The 21,718-nt window shown below is 48.7% G+C and carries 19 protein-coding genes; all 19 read right to left on the bottom strand.

Annotated elements, in window-relative coordinates; translation table 11 throughout:
- Nucleotides 1–115: 115 nt before the first annotated feature.
- Nucleotides 116–1,471: a TolC family protein gene (locus tag T525_RS0103150; RefSeq protein WP_037324944.1), complete on the bottom strand. Its 1,356-nt coding sequence runs from the start codon at nucleotides 1,469–1,471 to the stop codon at nucleotides 116–118.
- Nucleotides 1,472–1,549: 78 nt separating this feature from the next.
- Entirely contained in the window at nucleotides 1,550–2,827 is a 1,278-nt protein-coding gene (locus T525_RS0103145) for an MlaD family protein (RefSeq protein WP_027406002.1), read from the bottom strand.
- Between the two features lie 2 nt (nucleotides 2,828–2,829).
- On the bottom strand, nucleotides 2,830–3,570 hold the full coding sequence (locus T525_RS0103140; protein WP_027406001.1) for an ABC transporter ATP-binding protein: 741 nt from the start codon (nucleotides 3,568–3,570) through the stop codon (nucleotides 2,830–2,832).
- Between the two features lie 19 nt (nucleotides 3,571–3,589).
- Nucleotides 3,590–4,360: an ABC transporter permease gene (locus T525_RS0103135; protein ID WP_027406000.1), complete on the bottom strand. Its 771-nt coding sequence runs from the start codon at nucleotides 4,358–4,360 to the stop codon at nucleotides 3,590–3,592.
- A gap of 32 nt (nucleotides 4,361–4,392) precedes the next feature.
- A complete protein-coding gene (locus T525_RS0103130; protein ID WP_156945526.1) occupies nucleotides 4,393–6,510 on the bottom strand; it encodes a SpoIVB peptidase S55 domain-containing protein in 2,118 nt (705 codons plus the stop codon).
- Nucleotides 6,511–6,621: 111 nt separating this feature from the next.
- Nucleotides 6,622–8,142, bottom strand: a complete 1,521-nt coding sequence (locus T525_RS14035) for a phosphodiester glycosidase family protein (RefSeq protein WP_051533365.1) — start codon at nucleotides 8,140–8,142, stop codon at nucleotides 6,622–6,624.
- Between the two features lie 101 nt (nucleotides 8,143–8,243).
- A complete protein-coding gene (locus T525_RS14030; RefSeq protein WP_051533364.1) occupies nucleotides 8,244–8,720 on the bottom strand; it encodes a rod-binding protein in 477 nt (158 codons plus the stop codon).
- Nucleotides 8,721–8,730: 10 nt separating this feature from the next.
- Nucleotides 8,731–9,846: a flagellar basal body P-ring protein FlgI gene (locus tag T525_RS0103115; RefSeq protein ID WP_027405998.1), complete on the bottom strand. Its 1,116-nt coding sequence runs from the start codon at nucleotides 9,844–9,846 to the stop codon at nucleotides 8,731–8,733.
- A gap of 27 nt (nucleotides 9,847–9,873) precedes the next feature.
- The gene (locus tag T525_RS0103110; RefSeq protein WP_369751933.1) at nucleotides 9,874–10,440 is read right to left on the bottom strand and encodes a flagellar basal body L-ring protein FlgH; all 567 of its coding nucleotides are present in this window, start codon (nucleotides 10,438–10,440) and stop codon (nucleotides 9,874–9,876) included.
- Between the two features lie 66 nt (nucleotides 10,441–10,506).
- Complete coding sequence (gene flgA / locus T525_RS0103105; RefSeq protein WP_027405996.1) at nucleotides 10,507–11,253, bottom strand: flagellar basal body P-ring formation chaperone FlgA; 747 nt, start codon at nucleotides 11,251–11,253, stop codon at nucleotides 10,507–10,509.
- The gene (gene flgG / locus T525_RS0103100) at nucleotides 11,253–12,044 is read right to left on the bottom strand and encodes a flagellar basal-body rod protein FlgG (protein WP_027405995.1); all 792 of its coding nucleotides are present in this window, start codon (nucleotides 12,042–12,044) and stop codon (nucleotides 11,253–11,255) included. The genes flgA and flgG overlap by 1 nt, the downstream gene beginning before the upstream one ends.
- A 129-nt stretch (nucleotides 12,045–12,173) precedes the next feature.
- Nucleotides 12,174–12,983 carry a flagellar basal-body rod protein FlgF gene (gene flgF, locus T525_RS0103095; RefSeq protein WP_027405994.1) on the bottom strand — a complete coding sequence of 270 codons (810 nt, stop codon included), beginning with the start codon at nucleotides 12,981–12,983 and terminating at the stop codon, nucleotides 12,174–12,176.
- A gap of 22 nt (nucleotides 12,984–13,005) precedes the next feature.
- Entirely contained in the window at nucleotides 13,006–14,028 is a 1,023-nt protein-coding gene (locus T525_RS0103090; RefSeq protein WP_027405993.1) for a rod shape-determining protein, read from the bottom strand.
- Between the two features lie 281 nt (nucleotides 14,029–14,309).
- A complete protein-coding gene (gene sucD, locus T525_RS0103085) occupies nucleotides 14,310–15,212 on the bottom strand; it encodes a succinate--CoA ligase subunit alpha (protein ID WP_027405992.1) in 903 nt (300 codons plus the stop codon).
- 14 nt (nucleotides 15,213–15,226) lie between these two features.
- A complete protein-coding gene (gene sucC, locus T525_RS0103080) occupies nucleotides 15,227–16,426 on the bottom strand; it encodes an ADP-forming succinate--CoA ligase subunit beta (protein WP_027405991.1) in 1,200 nt (399 codons plus the stop codon).
- A 170-nt stretch (nucleotides 16,427–16,596) separates the two neighbouring features.
- Nucleotides 16,597–18,291: a bifunctional diguanylate cyclase/phosphodiesterase gene (locus tag T525_RS0103070; RefSeq protein ID WP_027405990.1), complete on the bottom strand. Its 1,695-nt coding sequence runs from the start codon at nucleotides 18,289–18,291 to the stop codon at nucleotides 16,597–16,599.
- A gap of 152 nt (nucleotides 18,292–18,443) precedes the next feature.
- Nucleotides 18,444–19,730 (bottom strand): putative porin, encoded by a 1,287-nt coding sequence (locus T525_RS0103065; protein ID WP_027405989.1) that lies wholly within the window; start codon nucleotides 19,728–19,730, stop codon nucleotides 18,444–18,446.
- 266 nt (nucleotides 19,731–19,996) lie between these two features.
- On the bottom strand, nucleotides 19,997–20,503 hold the full coding sequence (locus T525_RS0103060) for a hypothetical protein (protein ID WP_027405988.1): 507 nt from the start codon (nucleotides 20,501–20,503) through the stop codon (nucleotides 19,997–19,999).
- Nucleotides 20,493–21,695, bottom strand: coding sequence for a hypothetical protein (locus T525_RS0103055; RefSeq protein ID WP_027405987.1), 1,203 nt, complete (start codon nucleotides 21,693–21,695; stop codon nucleotides 20,493–20,495). The genes T525_RS0103060 and T525_RS0103055 overlap by 11 nt, the downstream gene beginning before the upstream one ends.
- Nucleotides 21,696–21,718: the final 23 nt, after the last annotated feature.

Below are 21,718 nucleotides of genomic sequence, written 5' to 3'. Positions count from 1 at the left end.
AAGAAACTTTATAAAAAGAAAAGCTGCCACGCAATAAGGTGGCAGCTATATACTTAACACTGCATATTGCAATTTAAGTATAACATACTAAACTGTAAACTATTTGAAAATTACATTAATTTTTTGCTATTTTTTCCTTCAGCTGGGTTACATCCAAATCCACCATGAGACCCATGGCCTTGTCCAGTGCAGCCTTGCTGGAATTGTACTTGTAGAGGGCGTTGTAATAATTACTCTGGGCAGAGGTAAGCTTCTCCTCCGCATCCATTACGTCCAGATTGGTGCCCACACCGGCGGAATAGCGGACCTGGGCAATTGCGTAATCCTCCTGGGCCTTTTCCATGGCCACCTTGGCGGTGGAAATGCTCTTTTCCGCAGCGATGAGATTAAGATATGCGGTGCGAACCTCCAAATCACCGTTATCCCGTGCCTCCTGGGCAGCCTCCTTGGCCTTTTCTATGGCAAACTTGGCCTGCTTAACCTTGGCCTGGGTAACATTGTTGTCGAAAATGTCCCAGCTGAGGCCAATGCCGGCATACCAGTTATTCTGGGAGAAGAAAGCCTCAGCAGGACCGTTGTCCTCATGGAAAGGCTTCTCACCAGTAATGGTCTTGGAAACAGCAGCATTAACCTTTGGCAAATTGCCGGAGGAAGCCACATCCCGCTTAGCCTCGGCAATCTTTACCTTGTAATCTGCCGCCAGAATATCCGGGCGGTTCTCCTGGGCGTACTCCGAGCACTGCTCAAGGGAAATCTCATAAGGAATATACCCCAGCTCGTCCTTAAGGTTCAGCTCAGTACTAGCAGGAAGTCCCACCACATTGTTAAGTGTGGAAATAGCCACATCGTAATTATTCTGGGAAGATACCAGAGCCAGCTGGGCGTTGGCCAGCTGAACCTGGGAAGCAAGTAAATCAGACTTGGCCACAGTTCCGGCACTGAACTGGGCATTAACATTACGCAAATGCTCCTCCAGTGTCTTTACGGAATTCTGGGATACCTTTATCTGGTTACGGCAGTTCAAAGCATTGTAATAAGCGGCCTGGGTCTTGGCCTTTATCCCCTGCTTGGTGGCCTCCAGAGCCAGTTCACTGGCATCCATGGCCAAATCTGCCGCCTTTATGGTGCCCTCCAGCTGACCGCCGGTGTAAATAGGCATACTTACAGCCACCGTATTGGTATACAGGGAGTTCACATTGGATAACTCATAAACCCTGCCACCAATGTGACGGGCAGCGCTGGTCCAGTTAAGGGTTGGGCCGTGGGTGCGGCGGGCTTCATGACGGGCCCACACTGCAGAATCATAATCGTCAATGGCACTCTTAACTGTATGGTTATTGGCCATGGCCAAATTTACGCAATCCTCAATATCTACATCCATGGTTTCAGCCATTGCAGTGCCGGCCATGGACATGGTCATAATACCGCTGATTACCAGGGCAGTTAAATACTTGAATCTATTTCTTTTCATCAATAGATACCTCCTCTAGTGTAGTATATTACTACCTATATTTGAAAAAATCATGAGAATAAGATTAAAAAATCAATTTTAGAAGCTTCGGCGCAAACCGAAGTAGGTTGCCCTGGTTCTGCTGCGATTAATGTCATTCACCTGGGTAAAGAGATAGGTGTCAGGGGCCACCTCAAAGGAAAGGCGGGAACGGAGCTTAAACTCATTTGGGTCGTAGGCATCCACGGAAAGCTGAACCTTGTCGCCCCCGAAAAGATCTATGCCCAGACCTGCCTTACTGTCAATAATGCCTCCATGGGCCCCGAACATACCGGAGCGGGTGCCCCCCTGAAGGTTGAAATAATTATCACGGCCAATATCGGAAACACCGATTTTGCCGTAGCTGTTGCCGCTGTAAAGACCAATGTCCATATTACTGGACCAGTCGTGTTTGCCGCCACTGTACATGGTTTCCAGACCGCCACCCACCTTGATGCTGGAAATCTTGTTCATCATGTTATCGGCTCTTTCCGTAAGATTCCTGGTATTGTGAATGGTCTGCTTCAAATCATCTGCCACCTGTGGGTCAGTTACTACCCCCTCCAGGGACTTGGCCATATTGTTAAGGCGCACACTGGCCTCAGACAAATTATTTACTGCCAGCTTAAGATTCTCCGCCGTGGCCCCGTCACCGCTGAAGGTATTTATCATGGACTCCACGCTGTTGGCACTGCGGGTCAAGCTTGCAGTCATCAAATTGAGATTACGGGCCATATTGCGGATATCCTCCTGGGAGCTCACTGTAACATCAGCAAGGCTGGCGGTCATAACCTTCATGTTTTCCGTCACTTCACGCATATTAAGTGAAATATCCTTCAATGCAGTCTTGGTTTCATTATCCCCAATAATATCATTCAGATTGGCCAGCAGCTCATGGACCTGGTCAAGGGCCGCACTTACCCCCTCCATTACGTTGTCAATGCCAGTTTCCCCCTGGCCTTCCACATAATCCTCGGGCTGATAGCAATCGTTCAAATCACTGTCGGGAGCTGGCTGGATATTTACGAACTTGGCCCCCATTACACCGTTGGAGGTAATGATAAAGGCGGATTTTCTCGGAATTTTCACATCATCCTGAATTTTTACCTTCACCAAAACACCGGGGCCATTTGGGCTGATAACCTCCACGCTGCCCACAGTCACCCCCGCATAAGCCACAGCATTGCCCGGTGTCAGGCCTATGGCCTGGCCGAAATTAACGTAAAGATTATAGCTTTTGTCTCCCCCAAAACTGAAATTGGTCAAAAACACAAACACTGCCATTACCAGGGCCAAGCCCCCCACTGTAAAGGCACCAACCTTAACCTCTGTATTCACCCCTATGCCTCCTTGCCAATATACAGGCCACGTAAAAATGCCCTGACCCGCGGATCCTCTATCCTGCGGAAATTATCCACTGTATCGGTTGCAATAAGCTTTCCCTCGTAAATCATGGCGATTCTGTCAGCAATATGAATTGCACTTTCCATATCGTGGGTTACCACCACCGAGGTTACCCCCAGACGCTTCTGGGTGGAAATAATCAGCTCATCAATCTTGTCCGTCATAATGGGGTCAAGACCGGAGCTGGGCTCATCGTAAAATATAATTTCAGGGCCAAAGGCGATTGCCCTGGCCAGACTTACACGCTTCTTCATACCGCCGGAAAGCTCCCCTGGCATCATGGTCTCCGTATTCGGCAGTCCCACCACATCCAGCTTCTCTTTAACTATCTCCGCTATTTTTTCCTCGCTGTAGTCAGTATGCTCCCTTAAGCCAAAGGCCACATTATCCCCCACAGTCATGGAATCAAAGAGGGCTGAATACTGGAAAACCATGCCCATGTGGAGGCGAATTTCATCCAGCTCCTTTTCCGGCATGTGGGCAATATCCTTGTCCCCCAGCCAGATTTTTCCGCTGGTTGGGCGGTCAAGGCCAATCATCAGCCGCAGCAATGTACTCTTGCCGGAGCCGGAGCCACCAATAATGGCCAGGGTTTCCCCGTCCTTTATTTCCAGATTTATGTTGTCCAGTACCTTCTTGTCCCCAAAGGACATGGATACGTTTTCGATTTTAATCATGGAACCTCTCCACCATCAGTTAATACAGTACCATGGAAAGCAGTACATTTAACATGAAAATAACCACAATGGCGCTTACCACGGACTTGGTGGTGGCCTTGCCAACACCCTCGGCCCCCTCAGGGGCCTTCATGCCGTAATAACAGCCCAAAACCGCAATAACCACACCAAAGACCACGGCCTTTATGAGACCGCCGGTGAGATCGTTCAGCACTGCATATTCGGGAATGGAATTAACATATACGTAGGAAGATATGCCGGAATAGTATTTTGCTACTCCCCAGCCCCCCACAACGCCAATAACATCGCCGTAGACAGTGAGCAAGGGAACCATTATCATACAGGCCAGCATCCGGGGCACCACAAGATACCCCAGGGGATTTGTTCCCATAACCCGCAGGGCATCAATCTGCTCCGTTACCTTCATGGTGCTGATTTCCGCCGTCATGGCAGAGCCCACGCGGCCTGCCGCCACGACCCCCACCAGTACGGGGCCCAACTCGCGTCCAATGGCAATGGCTATAATTCCACCTACGGTGGACTCGGCACCCATTTTGATGAATTCGTTGGCCACCTGCAATGTCATAACCATGCCTGTAAACATCATGGTAAGGGACACTATAGGCAAGGTGTCCACCCCCAGATGGGACATCTGGTGGATGACGTGGCCCGGACGGATTTTCACAGGCATCTGTTTTACGGCCCCAATAAAGAGCAGCATAACGTCGCCGATAAAATATAACAGCTCCAGAACTGAAGCACCAATTATTTCCAGAAACCTAACAAACATAATTTATTAAGCCCTCATAAAATACAAAAAAATCAATTGTTGTCTTTTTTCTCTACAACTTTTATGGTTGTGTGAATTACATTTTCTATTACGTAGTCAGAGGCTGTCTTCTGCACGGCTTCCACTGTCTTGGAGTTGTCTCTGTTGGCCTTGTTGCCATTTTTTGCCAGCTTTTTGGACTGCTTGATGGCCTCCTTGACAGCTGCCTTCTGCTGCTCCTCGGTCAAAATAGGGGCTGCTGCGGGCTCCACCACAATGTCATTGTTGCAGGCGGTTTTCAGCATTTCCTTTATTTTTTCCTCGGTCTTTACGTTCTGGTCCTCCTCCAGGGAAGCATCCCCGGACTGCTGGGCCAGAAGCAGCTTGGCCACATTTATAAGGCCGCCGCCGTGAATATCAAGATTCAATGTACCCGGCAGCTGGGTCTTTGGCACCGTATAAGGCACCTCCACAGTTACCTTCTCCTGACGATATGGCTTCAAGGTGGTATTGAATATCACCTTGTCCCCAGGGCATACCTCGGTTTTATCAGGAGTTGCGGACAAAATAGCGGCAGTCATGCGCTGGCCACCAATAAATACATCCACCTTCACGTCGTAGATGTTGGCCTCACGATCCTTGTTGGTGCAAATGGTATTCAAGATTTCATTAAGCTCACCTACTGCCTGTTTGCCCACATCATTGGAGCTGTAGAACATATTGGTGCGCTCAATTACTCCATTTTCCCCCATATCGGTACGGATACGGAAGTGAACCTTGGCAGTGCCGTCCAAAGCTCTGTCAATGGTCTTGTAGGTGGAGTCATAAACCATGGCCGCTGTGAGAATCGGAACCACGTCCTCATCATAGGCGATAAAGGAATTATATGTCTGGGAATTGGCCAGATCAGTATCATTTACCGTGAGAATCACGGGAACATTCTGTGGATACTCCCCAAGAAGGCCAGCCACACCGTCAATGCGGTCCTGATTTACCCTGCCGATAATGGAATTCATGTGGCCGATTTTCATACCGTCCAGAGGGCCATGGGCTGTGGAGAATACATCTGCCCCAGTCATGAAGTAATTTACGTTGCCCCGGTTGGTATGTCCATGGCCAAAGGCCAGCACCCTGTTACCGTCCACGGCAGTTACTGTGCCAATGGCTCCCATGAAATAATCCCCTACAATCTCTGCCACACCTACAGCCCCGCCGGGCTCAAGAGCAGCATTGTAATCGATGGAGGCAGGACTGGCATTGGAATTCCAGTTGGCCACATCCCGCAGCTTTATGCCGGGAAGCTTCTGAGAAAGGAAATCCACGCCCTTTTCTGAGAAGCCGGATACCATTTTCCAGGCCTTTTCCCTGTCATGAATATCGTCCCCCTCAGGGATTTCAGGCTTCTTTTCAGGCTCCTGGGCCTCTTTCTCCGCCTCCAGTTCTTCCTTGGTTATATATGTGTTGTCAGCCCCGCTTTCATCAGCTGGCTTTTCCTCTGAAGGAGTTTCTGTTACTGCATTTTCCTTGTCTTTATCTGTATCTTTTATGGTTTTATCAGCAGAAGATTCTTTAGACTCAACATCATCTTTTTTGGCATCGGCTGCCACATCAGCAGCTGCCTTTTCCTCTGCAGTTTTCTTCTCTTCCTCTGCCTTCTTTTCCTCCTCAGCCTTCTTGGCTGCTTCCTCCCGGATTTGCTTCAAGTCAATCTGAGGCAGCTGGCCCTTGTTCTTGTTATCCGGCAGTTCCCATAGCTTCAGCATGTATTCAATAGGGGTTACCATAACCCGCTTATCAAGGTATACATTGCTAAAGGAGGCAGAGGCTGCACCAATGAGCTTGCCGTCCACGTAAACAGGGGAACCGCTCATGCCTGAAACAATACCCCCGGTGGTTTTGATCATATCTCCGGACAAATCAATGAGAATTCGGGGAGAAGCCAGCTTGGAGCTGCTGCCGTTTACCCCCACAACCTCCACATCGAAGGATTTGATTTCTCCGCTTCTATCTATAATGGTATAGCCCTTGCCGCTCATGCCCGGAGTCACCTCTGAAAGGGGCATAATCTCCGGCATGGCAAAGCATACGGAACCCGCCGCCAGAGTGAGGGCAATGGAGGCCGCCAGCACATTTTTTCTTAATTTATGTAAAAATCTATTTATAATAATCACCTCTTAGGATTTTGCAAAATAATGCAACATACAATTAACATTATAGTATATATATCTGAAAAACAACAGTAACAAAATCAAAATGGCAGGAAAATGTTCCTGCCATTTTTATTAATTTTTTCTCATAACTAACATCGCATTACCGATGCGGCGTTCTACTCCCTCAGATGGTGAATTTACTATGCGGTTGTTCAGTATCATTTCTGAGGAACCGCCGCCATCAAGGTTGAAGCCCTTTACTGCGCCGTATTTTACCAGCAGCTGGCCCATTTCAGTAAGGGAAGCCCCGATACTGTGGCTCTGGCGGCCATCCACCACCATAAGCAACAGGTGACCGTTGTCTTTTAAGCCCACAGCGGTTCTTGGGGCACGGCCTCCTGCCACGTCATTGCCGAACTGCTCTGCATTGGAGGCAACGCTTACCTTGCCATTGGCCACCAGCTGAGGTCCTGCACCGTAAAAATCAGGGGCATCTCCCACCTCTGGGCCGAAGCCCTCCACAACGGTGGCCTTGTCCCCAACCTTAAGCCCCGCAAAGTTGGCCTGGGACTGGCCGTGGACAGATACAACTACCCCGTTGGCAGGAATTACGCTGTTACCCTGGTTAATGGCCTGTACCCGGCCGTTGACAATAACATACTCAGTGCCAAATTCATTGGTGCCGGTGGAATAGCCGTAAAGTGAATTATACATAACCACAGAATCCGTAGTACGCGGACAGTTGACTCCCCAGAAGGAAATGCTGCGGCCATTTACATTGATAGCCCCGGAGTAATTACCCCTGCCAATATCGTAGGAGCCATCCTTACGCTTAATAAGGCCAGTGCGGTTCTGGACTCCAATACCCGCAGTCTTGCCATTAATGCGTATGTCCCCAATAAGGAAATCCCCACTCCAGTCAAAGTATCCGCCATTTACACCGGCCACTGCCCCGTTATTGCTGGCAATGGTGGTAAGCTTTCTGAGGCCCGAGGAAACATTCCCGGCGCCCAGGGCCAGCTTCACGTCAAATTTTTTCGGGTCAATATCCAGCATATAGGCAGTGAGCATGCCGCGGCCGTCCACCCGCACGTACTTTCCGTTAAGAAGGCCATCCTCCACCTGATTGAGGGATTCCTCCTCGTATTCCTTGTTTACATCAATAACGATGCGGTTTGGATTTTGCAGGGTATAGACCTTGTTTGGCATAGCTGCCTTCATATCCAATATAATCTGCAGGGTATCACCGTATTTCGCCAAAATAATATCCTTCAGGGCCCCCTTGGCGGCAGGAGCTGCTGCCAGAGGTGAAGTAACCCCATCCATAGTTATAACGAGACGGGTATTATTGTTTTCGTAAACTGCAGTGTATTTCTTGGCCGCGCTCATGTCCAGCACAACACGGGTATAGGTGGCATTATCCCCCAGACGGATATTGCTCAGCACCGCCTGGCGGCTGCTCTGTGCAGTCTGGGCATTCTGTGCATTATTAGATGGTTTATTTGGCTTTACGGACTGAGTAGTCTGAACTGCCGGTTTTCTGTTGGTTTTCTTTGCTGCAGCGTAAGAAACACTGTCCGAAAGCCCTGCTATATTTAAGGTAAAGGCCGCTGCCAAAACAGCCGCCGCAATTTTCTTCTTGTTAAAATTCATACTAAATTAAGCTCCTAAATTCACATACAAAAAATCGTTTTCTAAAATAAGAGGGCCATTGCGTTCCTTGCAACAGCCCCCATTAATTCATCTACCCAAAATCAGGTCCTTAACACCTTGTCTTTAGGGTCCATATTCTCAATCCGCTTGGTCCAGTCTGCTCTGGCCTTGTCTTCCAGGGTAAGTTGCTTATACAGCATCTCTCCAAGGCCCACACCTCCGGCCTTGGCCATCTGATTCACCATTTCCGTGTCCCGCATATCCTGCAGTATCTTGTCGGCATTGGAATCACCGAAAAGGCTGTTTTCCGGCACGGTATTGCGCATTTCCTTGTACATAATGTTAAGGAACATGGCTTCAAAGCCCTGGCATGCCTCCCGCAGCTTTTTGTCATAGGCCAGCTGCTCAGGAGTCATCTTTCCCGTGGGATCCTTTGTCTGAACCCTTGGCCTTGCCACGTAATCGCTTGCCCTTTTCAACTCATCAGCGAAGCTCTGGGCATCCTCCACGGCCCTGTTGTTGCTGTCAGTGGCCTGCTGGGCCATTATCCAGTTGCTGCTTACATTATCAATATTCATAATATCACCCTTAGATAATCTCCAGCTCTGCGTGGAGAGCCCCGGAGGCCTTAATGGCCTGCAAAATGGAAATAATATCACGCGGAGTTGCCCCCACAGCATTGAGAGCACCTACAATATCGTTAATATTGGCAGTGGCAGGAAGGACGATGGAATTGGCTGTCTGCTCCTCCACCTCGGCGGATTCCGTCTCAGTAGTCACGGTTTTGCCCATACTGAAAGGCTCCGGCTGATTCACCTCAGTTTCCTTCTTGATTCTTATGCTGAGGCCGCCCTGGGTAATGGCAATGCTGTCAACGGACACGTTGCCCCCCATAACGATAGTGCCAGTGCGCTCGTTCAGTACCACCTTGGCCACATTGTCAGGAGTAATGTAAAGCTCCTCAAGGGAGGCCACAAAATCCACCACGGAATTGCGGTAATATGCCGGAATGGTTACATCCACCCGCCCCGGATTGACCGCATGGGCTATCCCCCCGAAGCTGCCGTTAATGGCAGCAGCCACACGGCTGGCAGTGATAAAGTCAGACTTGTTGAGGGAAAGAGAAAGCTTGCCCCCCAGCTCAGTAAGATCATCCTCCACGCTGCGCTCCACAATGGCTCCATTTGGGGTGGTACCTACAGTAGGGAAGTTCTTCTGAGCACTGCCGCTGCCACGTCCTGCCATAAAACCGCCAGTGGACACAGCCCCCTGGGCCACGGCGTATACATTGCCGTTAGCTGCCTTAAGCGGGGTCTGTACCAGGGTTCCCCCCTGAATACTAGTAGCATCACCAATGGAGGAAACAGTAATATCAATATTGTCACCCTCACGGACGAAAGGAGGCAGTGTGGCAGTTACAATAACAGCCGCCACATTCTTCGGCTTCAGCCCGGAAACATCAAAAAGAACACCAAAGGCATTCATCATATTGCCGATGGACTGAATGGTAGGAGTCATCTTGTTGGAATCACCTGTACCATTAAGACCAACAACCAGGCCATAGCCCACCAACTGGTTGGAGCGGACTCCCTGAACCTTGGCAATATCCTTTATTCTGGTGGTTGCGCTGTCCGCAAAGGCCACACTCGTGGCCATAACACACAGGCACAGCACCAAAGATAATATTCTCACAATGGATTTCATCTTTAATCCCCCATAACGTTCTACTGATTAGAACAGGAAGTTGAAAATCTGGGTAATAATACCCTGTCTCTGCTTGGCATTCAATGGACCCTTGCCATCGAATTTAACAGTAGCCTCAGCCACCTTGTTGGATGGAATGGTATTGCGGTAAGTAATATCATCAGGACGGATTATGCCCTGAATGGTAATCTTATGCTCATTCTTGTTGTTCCAAATGGACTGGGTACCTTCAATAATCAGATTGCCATTTGGTGCCACATCCACAACTGTGGCAGTTATAGTGCCCCTGGCAGTGTTGGTATTAGTGGCGCTTCCCTTGGCATTGAAGCTGTCATTCTGGCTGGCACTGGCAGCTGACAGGAAATCAAAAATACCGATACCCGCACTGAGGTTCTGGCTGCCATTCTTGGAATTGCTGGAATTCTTGGAGGTGGAGGTGCTGGCATTCTCGCTGATAATAATAGTTACCAGATCTCCCACCTGGGATGCCCTATGGTCCGTGAAAAGATTATGGCTCTCCTCGCTCCACAGGCTTACAGCCCCGGCGGTGGAAGGAACCCCTATCCCCATCTGAAAAAACATTATTGCCCCCATTATAACGGACAAAACATATTTCATTTAGCTCACCTGCCTCCGTTCATACAAATACAATATCTGAATTTAACGGGAAATTTCCACGTTGTTCTTATCAATCACCTTGCCCCGAACCACCTTGTTGGAGCTCAGATTCTTTACATTTATATATTCACCTTCGCGGCCATTTTCCAGAGCCTTCCCCTGGGTGGTCACCCGTATGCCGTTAACCACTGCAGAAAGATCTATTAAATCACCGGAATGAATAATCACCGGATTCTGAATATTTCGGGAGGTAATAATCTCCCCCTGGCCGATGCCACGACGGGCCACCTTGCCAATAACCTGCTTTATGTCAGTAAAATAGGTCCAGTTTTCACCCTTGTACTCACGCTCGTCAATGCGCAGGTCCTGGGCTGTAATTTCCGTGCCCTGAATCAGCTGCTTATTGGCAGTGACCATCTGGTCAAAAGCCCGGACCCTCATCAAGCAGCGCATGGTGGCGTATTTACTGCCATTTAACAGCACATCCACATTCACCTGGGTCCCCTTCCCCAAACGCACCCCATTGGGAAGAGTTGTTCTGTAGGTTATACGCCCCTGCGGCAGCCGCAGCCCCGCCGGGGTATTTATCTCCTCAATGGTATGACGGCGGGTTTCCCCACCAGTCTGGAGATAATCCTCGATGCCAATGGTTGCCTGCTGTATCAGCTGCTCACGGAGTATCACCTGGGGTAACTGCTCCGTAGGGGCCACCACCACCCTGGCTCCTTCGGAAGACGACATGGGCAGCAGCAAAAAAACCGCCAATAACAGACCAAGGATTTTACTCATCACCGCTTCAATCCGTTGGCAATCTCCAACATGGAGTCGGAGGTGGTTATGGCCTTGGCGTTGGACTCGTAAGCACGCTGGGCCACAATCATATTAACCATTTCGTCCACAATCTGGACAGCGGACATTTCCAATGCACTCTGAATAAGAGTTCCGGTGCCGTCAATGCCAGGATTGTTTTCCAGTGGCTCTCCTGATGCAGCGGATTCAATAAACATATTCTTTCCAATGGCGGTAAGACCAGACGGATTCAGGAATCTGGCCAGGGTAATCTGTCCCACCACTGTAGGATCGCCTCCCGCCGGGGTATCTGAAACCACCCCTGCGGAGGAAATAGTTATACTGTCAGCTGGTGCATTGGCATCAAACTGAATATTATTCGTAAGCTGATAACCATCTGTGGTAACCAGATTACGGTCAGCATCCACCTTAAAGGAACCGTCTCTGGTGTAGGCGGTGGTGCCGTCCGGCAGGAGAATCTGGAAGAAGCCCTCACCCTCTATGGCTATGTCAGTAACATTGTCCGTCACCTGAACATTACCCTGGGCGAACACACGGGTAGTGGCAGAAAACTTGGAGCCAAGACCAATCTGAACAGGAGTAGGATACATGGTACCGTCACCACTTTCAGAACCGCCTGCCCGCAGGGTCTGATAAACCAGATCCTGAAATTCTGCACGCTGAGGCTTGTGGCCATAAGTGTTAACATTGGCAATATTGTGGGAAAGAACATCCATCTGTTTCTGTTCGCCCTTCATGCCTGAAGCGGCGGACCATAATGATCTCATCATAAGGCAAAAACCTCCATTTAGTAAAACAGACAAAATCCGAAACACTATTTCATCTTATCTTAGTATATCGTCAAAAAATTATATTTACTTAATGGTTACATTAAATATCCATTAAGCCGTAAGCTTAATTTACATATTGCGTCCCACTTCGTTCACGGACTTTTCCAGCATGGTATCCTGGGTAACCACTGCTCTGGAATTGGCCTCGTAGGCGCGGTAGTTGGCTATCATATTTACCATTTCCGAAACCACATTGGTGTTGGAACGCTCCAGCATACCCTGCTGGATTTCCCCTGTGGCGTTCATACGACGAGGGTTGCCGTTAGGGCGATAGAGGTTATCCCCCTGCTTCATCATCACCTGGTCCCCACCCTCAAACTGGAACAGGCCAATCTGGGCCACGGGAACATTGTCATCCATGGTAATATTCCCAGTAGGAGATATCACAACTCTGGTGGCCTCTTCCGGAATATCAATAGGGCGTCCCCTGTCATCCAGCACATTGTAGCCGTTTACATTTACGAGGCGGCCGGTGGCAGAGCGATAGAAGCTGCCATCTCTGGTATATCTCTGGCCCTGTGGGGTATCCACCATAAAATAGCCTTCCCCGGAAATGGCCAGATCAAAAGGATTACCAGTGGTCTGGAATGCCCCCTGGGAATGGTCGGTGACGATTTCATCCACCTCGGAGCCCATGCCCAGCTCGCCGATAACAGGAGCATTGTTATTGAGGGAAAAGCCCTTGAAGGTGGTCACATCCCTCTGAACCTTGGAATAATCGTCAATTCTGTGGATGAGCATTGGCTCAAATTCCTTGCTTACAGCGTCATCCCGCTTAAAGCCGGTGGTATTGGCATTTGCCAGATTGTTGGCAATGGTGTCTGTACGGTATGACTCCGTAATCATGCCCGTAGCAGCGGTATAAAGTCCTCGCCACATAACGAATCCTCCTCAAAAACTGTTATTTTCTCCAGAAAGACATGGATTTCTTGTCGTCCAGCTTATCAATATTATCAAGGGCCTTGCCGGTACCCAGTGCCACACAGGACATGGCATCGTCTGCAAGCCCTACAGGAATTTTGGTATCATTGCGAATGAGCTCATCGAGACCATAAAGCATGGAACCGCCCCCAGTAAGGACAATGCCACGGTCCATAATATCAGATGCCAGCTCAGGAGGACACTCCTCCAGCACCTTCTTCACGCAGTCAAGAATCTTGGTAACAGGATCATTCAAGGCCTCTGCCACCTGATCTGTGGTCATTTCCACCAATTTAGGAAGACCAGTGAGCAAATCACGGCCCTTTACCTCCATTTTGCCATTGCGGGCCCCCGGAAAGGCTGCACCGATGGAAACCTTGATGTCCTCTGCTGTGCGCTCACCAATAAGCAGATTAAAGCTGCGTTTAACGTAATCAATAATATTTTCGTCGAAGCTATCCCCGGCAGTTCTGAGGCTGGCACTGGATACAATGCCCCCCAGGCTGATAACAGCCACGTCAGTGGTACCGCCGCCGATATCCACCACCATGTTGCCGCAGGCCTCGGAAATATCAAGACCGGCTCCCAAGGCTGCTGCCAAAGGCTCCTCTATGAGGAAGGTTTTTCTGGCCCCGGCCTGCTCTGCTGCCTCCTGCACTGCCCGCTGCTCCACCATGGTAACTCCAGATGGAACGCAAATCATTATGCGGGGACGGAACACAAGGCTGCGGCCCGTAACCTTCTCAATGAAGTAACGAAGCATGGCCTCAGTAATATCGTAGTCGCTGATAACACCCTCCCGCAAAGGACGGATGGCCACAATATTTCCCGGTGTGCGGCCAATCATACGGCGGGCATCCTCACCAACAGCCAAAACCTTATTGGTATCACGGTCCACTGCCACCACTGAAGGCTCACGCAGCACTACTCCCTTGCCCTTTATGTATATCAAAACATTTGCAGTACCTAAATCAACGCCAATGTCCATTGACATGCCAAACATCAATACATCTTCCTTCCATCTATGTACAGGCGCACGAAACACACCATACCTAATTTTACCGATATATACTAAATATAATATAAAAGAAGAAAATTTTCAATAAAAAATAAAGAGCCGAGGAACTACTATACTCAGCTCGGAGCTCAGGTCTAAAACTGTTTTTAACGACCTTCGCTCTATTGCTTTCGTTCAGCAGCCTCCCGACTCTTTTATAACATATAAAAAGATGGGGACTGCTAAATCCAGCAACCCCCATCATCTTAAACTTTATTTATATCATATTAGCAGGTGTGGCACTCGTCGTAGATGCCGGCTTCCTTCAGCTTCTTAACCACAGTCTCACCCATGGTGGCTACGGTCTCAGCTACTGGAATACCAACTGCATTGAGAGCCTTGATCTTGTCAGCTGCAGTACCCTTGCCGCCGGCGATAATGGCACCAGCATGGCCCATGCGTTTGCCCGGAGGCGCCTGAACGCCGGAGATGAAGGCAATAACTGGCTTCTTCATGTTCTCCTTTATCCACTGGGCAGCCTCTTCCTCAGCAGTACCGCCGATTTCACCAATCATCATAATGGCCTTGGTCTCATCATCCTCATTGAAGAGCTTCAGAGCATCGATGAAGTCAGTACCCTTGATAGGGTCACCACCGATGCCGATGGCAGTGGTCTGGCCGATACCAGCATTGGAAAGCTGGAAGGTAGCCTCATAGGTCAGGGTTCCGGAGCGGGAAATTACGCCCACATGGCCCTTCTTGTGGATGTAGCCAGGGATAATGCCCATCTTGGCCTCGTCAACGGTGAGAATACCAGGGCAGTTAGGACCGATAAGGCGGGTTTTCTTGCCCTCCATGTAACGACGAACCTTGATCATATCCTGAACAGGAACGTGCTCAGTGATACATACCACCAGATCCAGCTCAGCCTCAACACCTTCCATAATGGAATCAGCAGCAAAGCGGGCTGGAACGAAAATTACGGAAGCAGTGGCGCCAGTAGCCTTTACTGCGTCCTCCACAGTATCATAAACAGGCACACCCTCTACAGTCTGGCCAGCCTTGCCAGGGGTAACACCAGCCACAATGTTGGTACCATATTCCAGCATCTGCTTGGTATGGAATGCGGCAGTCTTGCCGGTTATGCCCTGTACAATTACCTTTGTATCCTTATTAATTAAAACACCCATTTCAGCAGACCTCCTTAGTTCTTCTTAGCTTCTTCAACGCGCTTAACGATATCCTGAGCGCCGCCCTCCATGGTAGGAGCCATGAATACGTTCTTCACAGGATTCTCCGTGAGAATCTGACGACCGCGCTCTACATTGGTACCTTCGAGTCGAACAACTACTGGAACTGGGATGCCGTCCTGACCGGTCTTGTCAGCGATAATCTGAGCTGCCTTCTGGATGCCCTCGGCAATAACATCGCACTTGTTGATACCACCAAAGATATTTACGAAAATACCCTTGGACTGGCCACCATCAAGCATAATTTCAAATGCGGTGGCAATCTTTTCTGGAGTGGAGCTGCCGCCTACATCCAGGAAGTTTGCCGGCTCACCGCCATAATACTTCAAAATATCCACAGTAGCCATGGCAAGGCCAGCACCGTTAACCATGCATGCAACATCGCCGCCAAGGTTAACGTAGTTCAGTCCCTCATTAGAAGCCCACAGCTCCTTTGGATCCTCTTCTGTCTCGTCACGAAGCTCAACAATATCAGGATGACGGAAAAGTCCGCTGTCATCGAAATTCAGCTTTGCATCAAGGCAGATAACATCGTCCTCAGCGGTAACAACCAATGGGTTGATCTCCACCTGGCTGCAGTCCTTGCCAATAAATGCATTGTACAGCTTCATCATGGTAGCAGAAGCCTTCTTGATGGCCTCCGGCTTAAAGTTCATCTTGTAAGCCATGCGGGTAGCCTGGAATGGAGCGAGGCCAATAGCAGGATCAATGTACTCCTTGATAATCTTCTCAGGGGACTCAGCTGCCACCTTTTCGATTTCCATACCGCCCTCCTCAGAGCCGATCATAACGATCTTGGCAGTGGATCGGTCATTTACAAAGCTCAGGTAATACTCTTTAGCTATATTGGAGCCTTCCTCAATGAGAAGACGGTTAACCTTCTTGCCATCAGGTCCGGTCTGGTGGGTAACCAAAATCTTGCCCAAAAGCTCGGTGGCATAAGCCTTAACCTCGTCCAGACTCTTGGCAATCTTAACACCGCCGGCCTTTCCACGGCCACCAGCGTGAATCTGTGCCTTAACAACGGTTACCTTGGAGCCCAGCTCCTTGGCAGCCTCCACAGCCTCTTCAACACTGAAGGCTGGCTTGCCCTTTGGCACGTTAACACCAAATTGTCTCAGGACCTCTTTGCTCTGATACTCATGAATGTTCATCTTTTCTGTCCTCCTCTATTTTACCCCGTAAAGTATTTGATATACCCTTGCTAACAAATACATCATATAACTTTTTAGGGAAAATGTCTACTTTTATCTGTTTTTCTTCCAAAAATGACAAAAAATTGGGCAATTCGTTTGACAAACTCCTTGCCCAATTTCCCATACAATTATTCAGCCATTAGCTTTTCCATAAAATCGTCCGTACTCATTGGCTTGGCGTAATAATAGCCCTGTATCAGGCTGCAGCCCGCAGCCCGCAAATATTCCATCTGGGGTTCAGTCTCTACCCCTTCGGCGATTATCTCCATACCCAAATCATGAGCCATGTTCACAATGCTTTTCATAATTGTGGCGGCCCGCTGGGAGGTCTCAATATCCTGGACGAACTTCATGTCAAGCTTCAAAATATCCATGGTGAGATTTTTCAGCATATTTAAAGATGAATAACCGCTGCCAAAATCATCCATGAGCACCGTAAATCCAGCGTTTTTCAGTCGGCGCAAAATCTTCAGCATCTGCCCCGGGTTGTCCACGTAGGCGGACTCTGTCATTTCTATTCTCAGCATCCAAGGCTCCAAATCGTATTTTGCCAAAAGGGAGGTCATATAGTCCACGAAATTGTGGTCGTACATGTTCACCCGTGACACGTTCACAGATACGGGCACCACATCCATACCGTTGTCCCGCTGACGGCTGAGGAAGCGGCAGGCGGATTCCCAGGCGAAGCGGTCCAGCCTTGTTACAAAGCCGTTCTTTTCAAAAACAGGAATAAAGACCCCCGGACTAATCATGCCCCGCTGAGGGTGATTCCAACGGATTAATGCTTCTGCTGATTTAATCTTGTTAGTGGCAGAATCGTAAATAGGCTGGAGGAAAATACAGAAGTTGTTGTTATCAAGGGCCCCTTCCATATCCCGCACCAGCATCTGCTCCTCCATAAGGGCCGTACGAAGCTGCTCATCATAATAAGCAAAACGCCTGTTGTAATTGCCCTTAACGGTGTTCATGGCCATGTGGGCCCTGTCCAGCATCTTGTTCACCGTAAGGTATACATTATCCACAGTGAAAACTCCCGCATAGAACATAATGCTTCTGTATACAGCCAGGGACCGCATTACCGCATCCAGCCCCTGAATAATCAGCTCCATATCAAGGGCATTTTCCGGAAGACAAAGTGCAAAGTGGTCAGCTGAAAGCCGGGCTGCCACACCTCTGTTTCCCACCACAGTCTTGAAGTAGGCTGCCGCAGTCTTTAATATCATATCCCCTGTTTCCATATTAAAGAGCTCATTGATAACCTTAAAGCAGCTGATATCCAGATATACTATGCAATACTGGGTAGCCCTGTTCTCCTGAATCAGCTCTGCAGTTTTCACCAGCATGGTCTGATGGTTATACAGTCCCGTGAGCTGGTCCGTTTCAATAAGGGTCTGCATGGCGCTAATTTTTTCCGCCTGGAGGCGCTGGCGTTCCTTTCGCCATTCGTTCTCCTGACGGGCCATAACATTTTTCACACGGCATTGCACCACTATAGGATTATATGGCTTGGTAATGAAATCTGCGGCACCGTTTTCCAGGGCCTGGATCTCGCTGTTAAGTAATCCTTGTGAAGTAGTCACCACCACGGGAATCTCCTGGAACCTCGGGTGCTTGTGAAGCACTGCCAAAAGCTCCATGCCCCCCATTACCGGCATTATCAAATCCAGGAGTATAATATCCACATTACGTGTCTCCAGAATATCAAGTGCCTCTTTGCCATTGGGGGCCTCCAATATTTCATATTCACTTTGGAAAAATTGGGAAAGTATGGCCCTATTTATTTCCACATCGTCCACTATAAGCATTACGGATCTTTCATTCATATTATCCACCCCGCTTCCCTATACTTATTCCACATATCTGGCCATATTCCTTTTAACCAATAAAAAAACTGGACAAAACAAAAACCTGCTGACAGGTTTACCCGTCAGCAGGTCTGTTTGTTTACTTAGTAACTATTCTTTCTAATTTAGAGTTAGAAGGAGAAGGTTACCTGACCGAAGAACATCTTAAACTTGTCGCGGTCGCCAGCGCCCATAATCTTGGAATCATAGTACTGTACGGAACCAACAATGTTCTTCATGAATGCGTAGTCAACACCAATCTTCCAACCCTTGGTGTTTTCACGTCCAACATCATAGGTGAACTTTGGAGCAGACATAGGATTCAGCTTCATGTAGCCGATGTATGCGCCCCAAGACTTAGCCTCGGAAGCCTTTGCGCCCTTGTAGTTAACCTGGATGTTGTAGCTATCCTTGCCAGCATCACCAATTTCATGGTTTGCACGGGCATAGTCACCAGTGATGTAGAAGTCGCCAGCCTTGTAGCCAAGACCAAGACCCCAAACGTTATTGCTGGTATCGCCAGCCCAATCGTTAATACCATTGCTGAAGTTGTAGAAACCAAGGTTAGCATCAAAGTTGCCAACTTCATAGTTCAAATTGGTACCAATGATACGGGTCTGTGCGGCCTTTAATCCCTTATCAATATTAAGATCTTCAGAACCCTTAATTTCATTAGTAGAAGACTTACCAGCATCAATAGTCCAACGTAAGTTGCCATTACCCAATGCCTTGTTGAAGTTTACCTGAGCACCCTCAATCTCGGTATCAAAGCTGAGGCCGTGAACGAAAGAACCATGATCATTAGGGTTTTCCAAACCGGCATAGATATCGGTGGTACCAACCTTGCTGTGTACCCACAACTGCTGAATTGCAGCACCGCGAGCAGTATCAGTATCATTGTTTATATCGTGGTTCCACTCAACGCGTGCGAAGCCATCAACCTTCTCGTTAATCTTTACTGCGCTGTTCAGACGGAAGCGAACGAACTGATCGCCTTCACCAAAAGGACGATCTCCGCCCTTCTTTACATAACGATAACGGATGAAACCGCTGTGCTTAACGTTATCCATGCGAGCCTCAAGGTCGTCCATGCGAACGCCGAGGTTAGCAAGCTCATCACGGAACTCAGCAGCAAGCTTGTCTACCATAGCCTTGGTAGCAGCATCGCCGGTCTCAACCTTAGCCATAGCCTTAGCTACAATCTGAGCCATCTCATAACGGGTCATGTTCTGGTTGCCACGGAAAGTGTTGTCAACAGCATAGCCGTTTACTACACCCTTAGCCTGCAGCTCGGAAACTGCATCATAAGCCCAGTGGTCAGCAGGAACATCAGCGAAAGGATTAGCAGCTGCAAAAGTAGTGGATGCAGCGCCTACTACCAGAGCGGTAGTCAAAGCGGATACGAGAGTCTTCTTCATTTGAGAACTCCTCCTTTGAAATAAATAAATTATTATTCGGCTATCAGGGTTCCCTGAAGCTCTCTTCCACGAGTATCCATGTTCCCTCAGCGCTTTGAGCATTCTTCTCACCCTGATACAACCGTATAGTAACACAAACAATTTTAGATTGCAACTATTTTCAATAAATTAATTTATTATTTAGGCAAATTTAATCTTGTTTTAACAAAAAATACAGTAATGTGCCTTTCCCCTCTGGGGGAGGTGCCCGAAGGGCGGAGGAGGTTTTAGTCCAACAGCTCCCCTACATCTGTATTATTCATGATGTTATTGGGATCCGGACGGTAGTTTTGGCAGAAGCGCAAAACCTCTTCCATAATCATATTATTACCTATGGCAGCATTTGAATAGCCATATACCAGGGAAGGTACCTCACTATAGGATGTGAGTTTTCTGGTATCATACTGATATATCTTGGTATAGGTGTACTGATATGACTGATTCTCCAGATTATAAACCACACCATAACAATACATGGAGTTATACAAGGCCTTTACCATATAGACATCGGCAGTAACCTCATTATCCCACACATTTATGGTATTAACATCCACATAATAACCGGTGCCATCAAGGCTGTCCACAAAGTGGCGGTCCACCCGATGGGTGGCCTCTGCTGTGCTGGTAGTGCTCAATAGTTCCGCGGCCCCAAAAATGGAGCCCATCAAAAGGAAAGCCATGGCCACGGTGGCCACAGCTCCTTTGAAGCAGTTAATCATATTATTAGTTATCATGTTCCTTATTATCTTCATTTGTATCACTATTCCCGCTAGTTTCTGTATATTGTGGAAGGCTGGTATTTCCCACAGCTTCCGTTTTTTCTTCATTATTCGGATTATCTTTATCTTCCGTTTTTTCAGCCATAACAGAGGACGGCAACTCGTATTCTACTACAGAGCCCTCTACATTTGATTGCCTGAACTGCTCATGGAAGCGACGCCGCTGCAAAAGGGCCCGCTCCATATCGTCCAGTTCCTCCTCAGGCACATCCTCTATAGGGATTTCCTCAGGGAGAATATCTCCGCTAAGTTCCCTGTTTGTATGGGACACCAGAGATTTTTTCGGTTCTCTGGACTTCAGGGCCAAGAAAGTAATCGCAGCCAAGAGAAGGCCCATTACTACTCCTACACCAAGACTGAGAGGACTGCCCTGCTGGGTCCAGCTATCCTGTGGGGCAAGCTTTATCTGCCAATAGCCACCCGGCACCCTAGCAGAAGATGAGGCGAAGCTGTCCCCGATTTCCCCCTCGGAACGGCCTATGAGACCGTCATGATCCATATCCTTGTTATTGCCGTAAAGGGCATAATCATAGCCTGAATTAACCAATGCATGGTAGGAGTCATCCTGAATGGCATCGGGCATTTTCAGGATTTCCGCCACATTACCTATATAATCAAACTTATTGGTACGATTGTTGTAGACCAGCACAGGGGACATGGCAATAACCACCATTCCTCCATCCTGCTTTGTTACTGGACCCACTGCCAAGGACTCCCCGTCCCCGGACATAACCATATCCTGCATCTTTGTGAATACTGCTGCCAGCTTCTGATCACCGGCAAAGCTAAATCCCGCAGGATATGACATAGGCGGCCGCCCCACAGGAGTATACTGAACCCCCGCCACATGGCCGTCACTTTGGAGGGCAGACTGTGCTGCTGGGATAAACCAAGCATCATTGGCCCGCTGTCTTTCCGCCACCTCAGCAAGATAGATGGTATTGGCGGCAAAATCCCTAGTGACGTACTGGAGGCTGGCACCATACTGGTCGGCCACCTTCTGTGTATCAGCCATATTGGCCCTGTGAATGTACTGGTACATTCCCATAAGCCCCACATAGACAGCCACGGCCACCAACAGAAAAACAACGGTGGAAACCAGCCATTTATTCAGCCATATATTCTTTATTGCTTTTCCTTGTATCATAAACCTTGGTCCCCCCTTATGTG

Source organism: Anaerovibrio sp. RM50 (assembly GCF_000622005.1).
GTDB lineage: Bacteria > Bacillota > Negativicutes > Selenomonadales > Selenomonadaceae > Anaerovibrio.
Note: the sequence above shows the minus strand (reverse complement) of the source record. Positions and strands in the feature narration are given on the sequence as shown.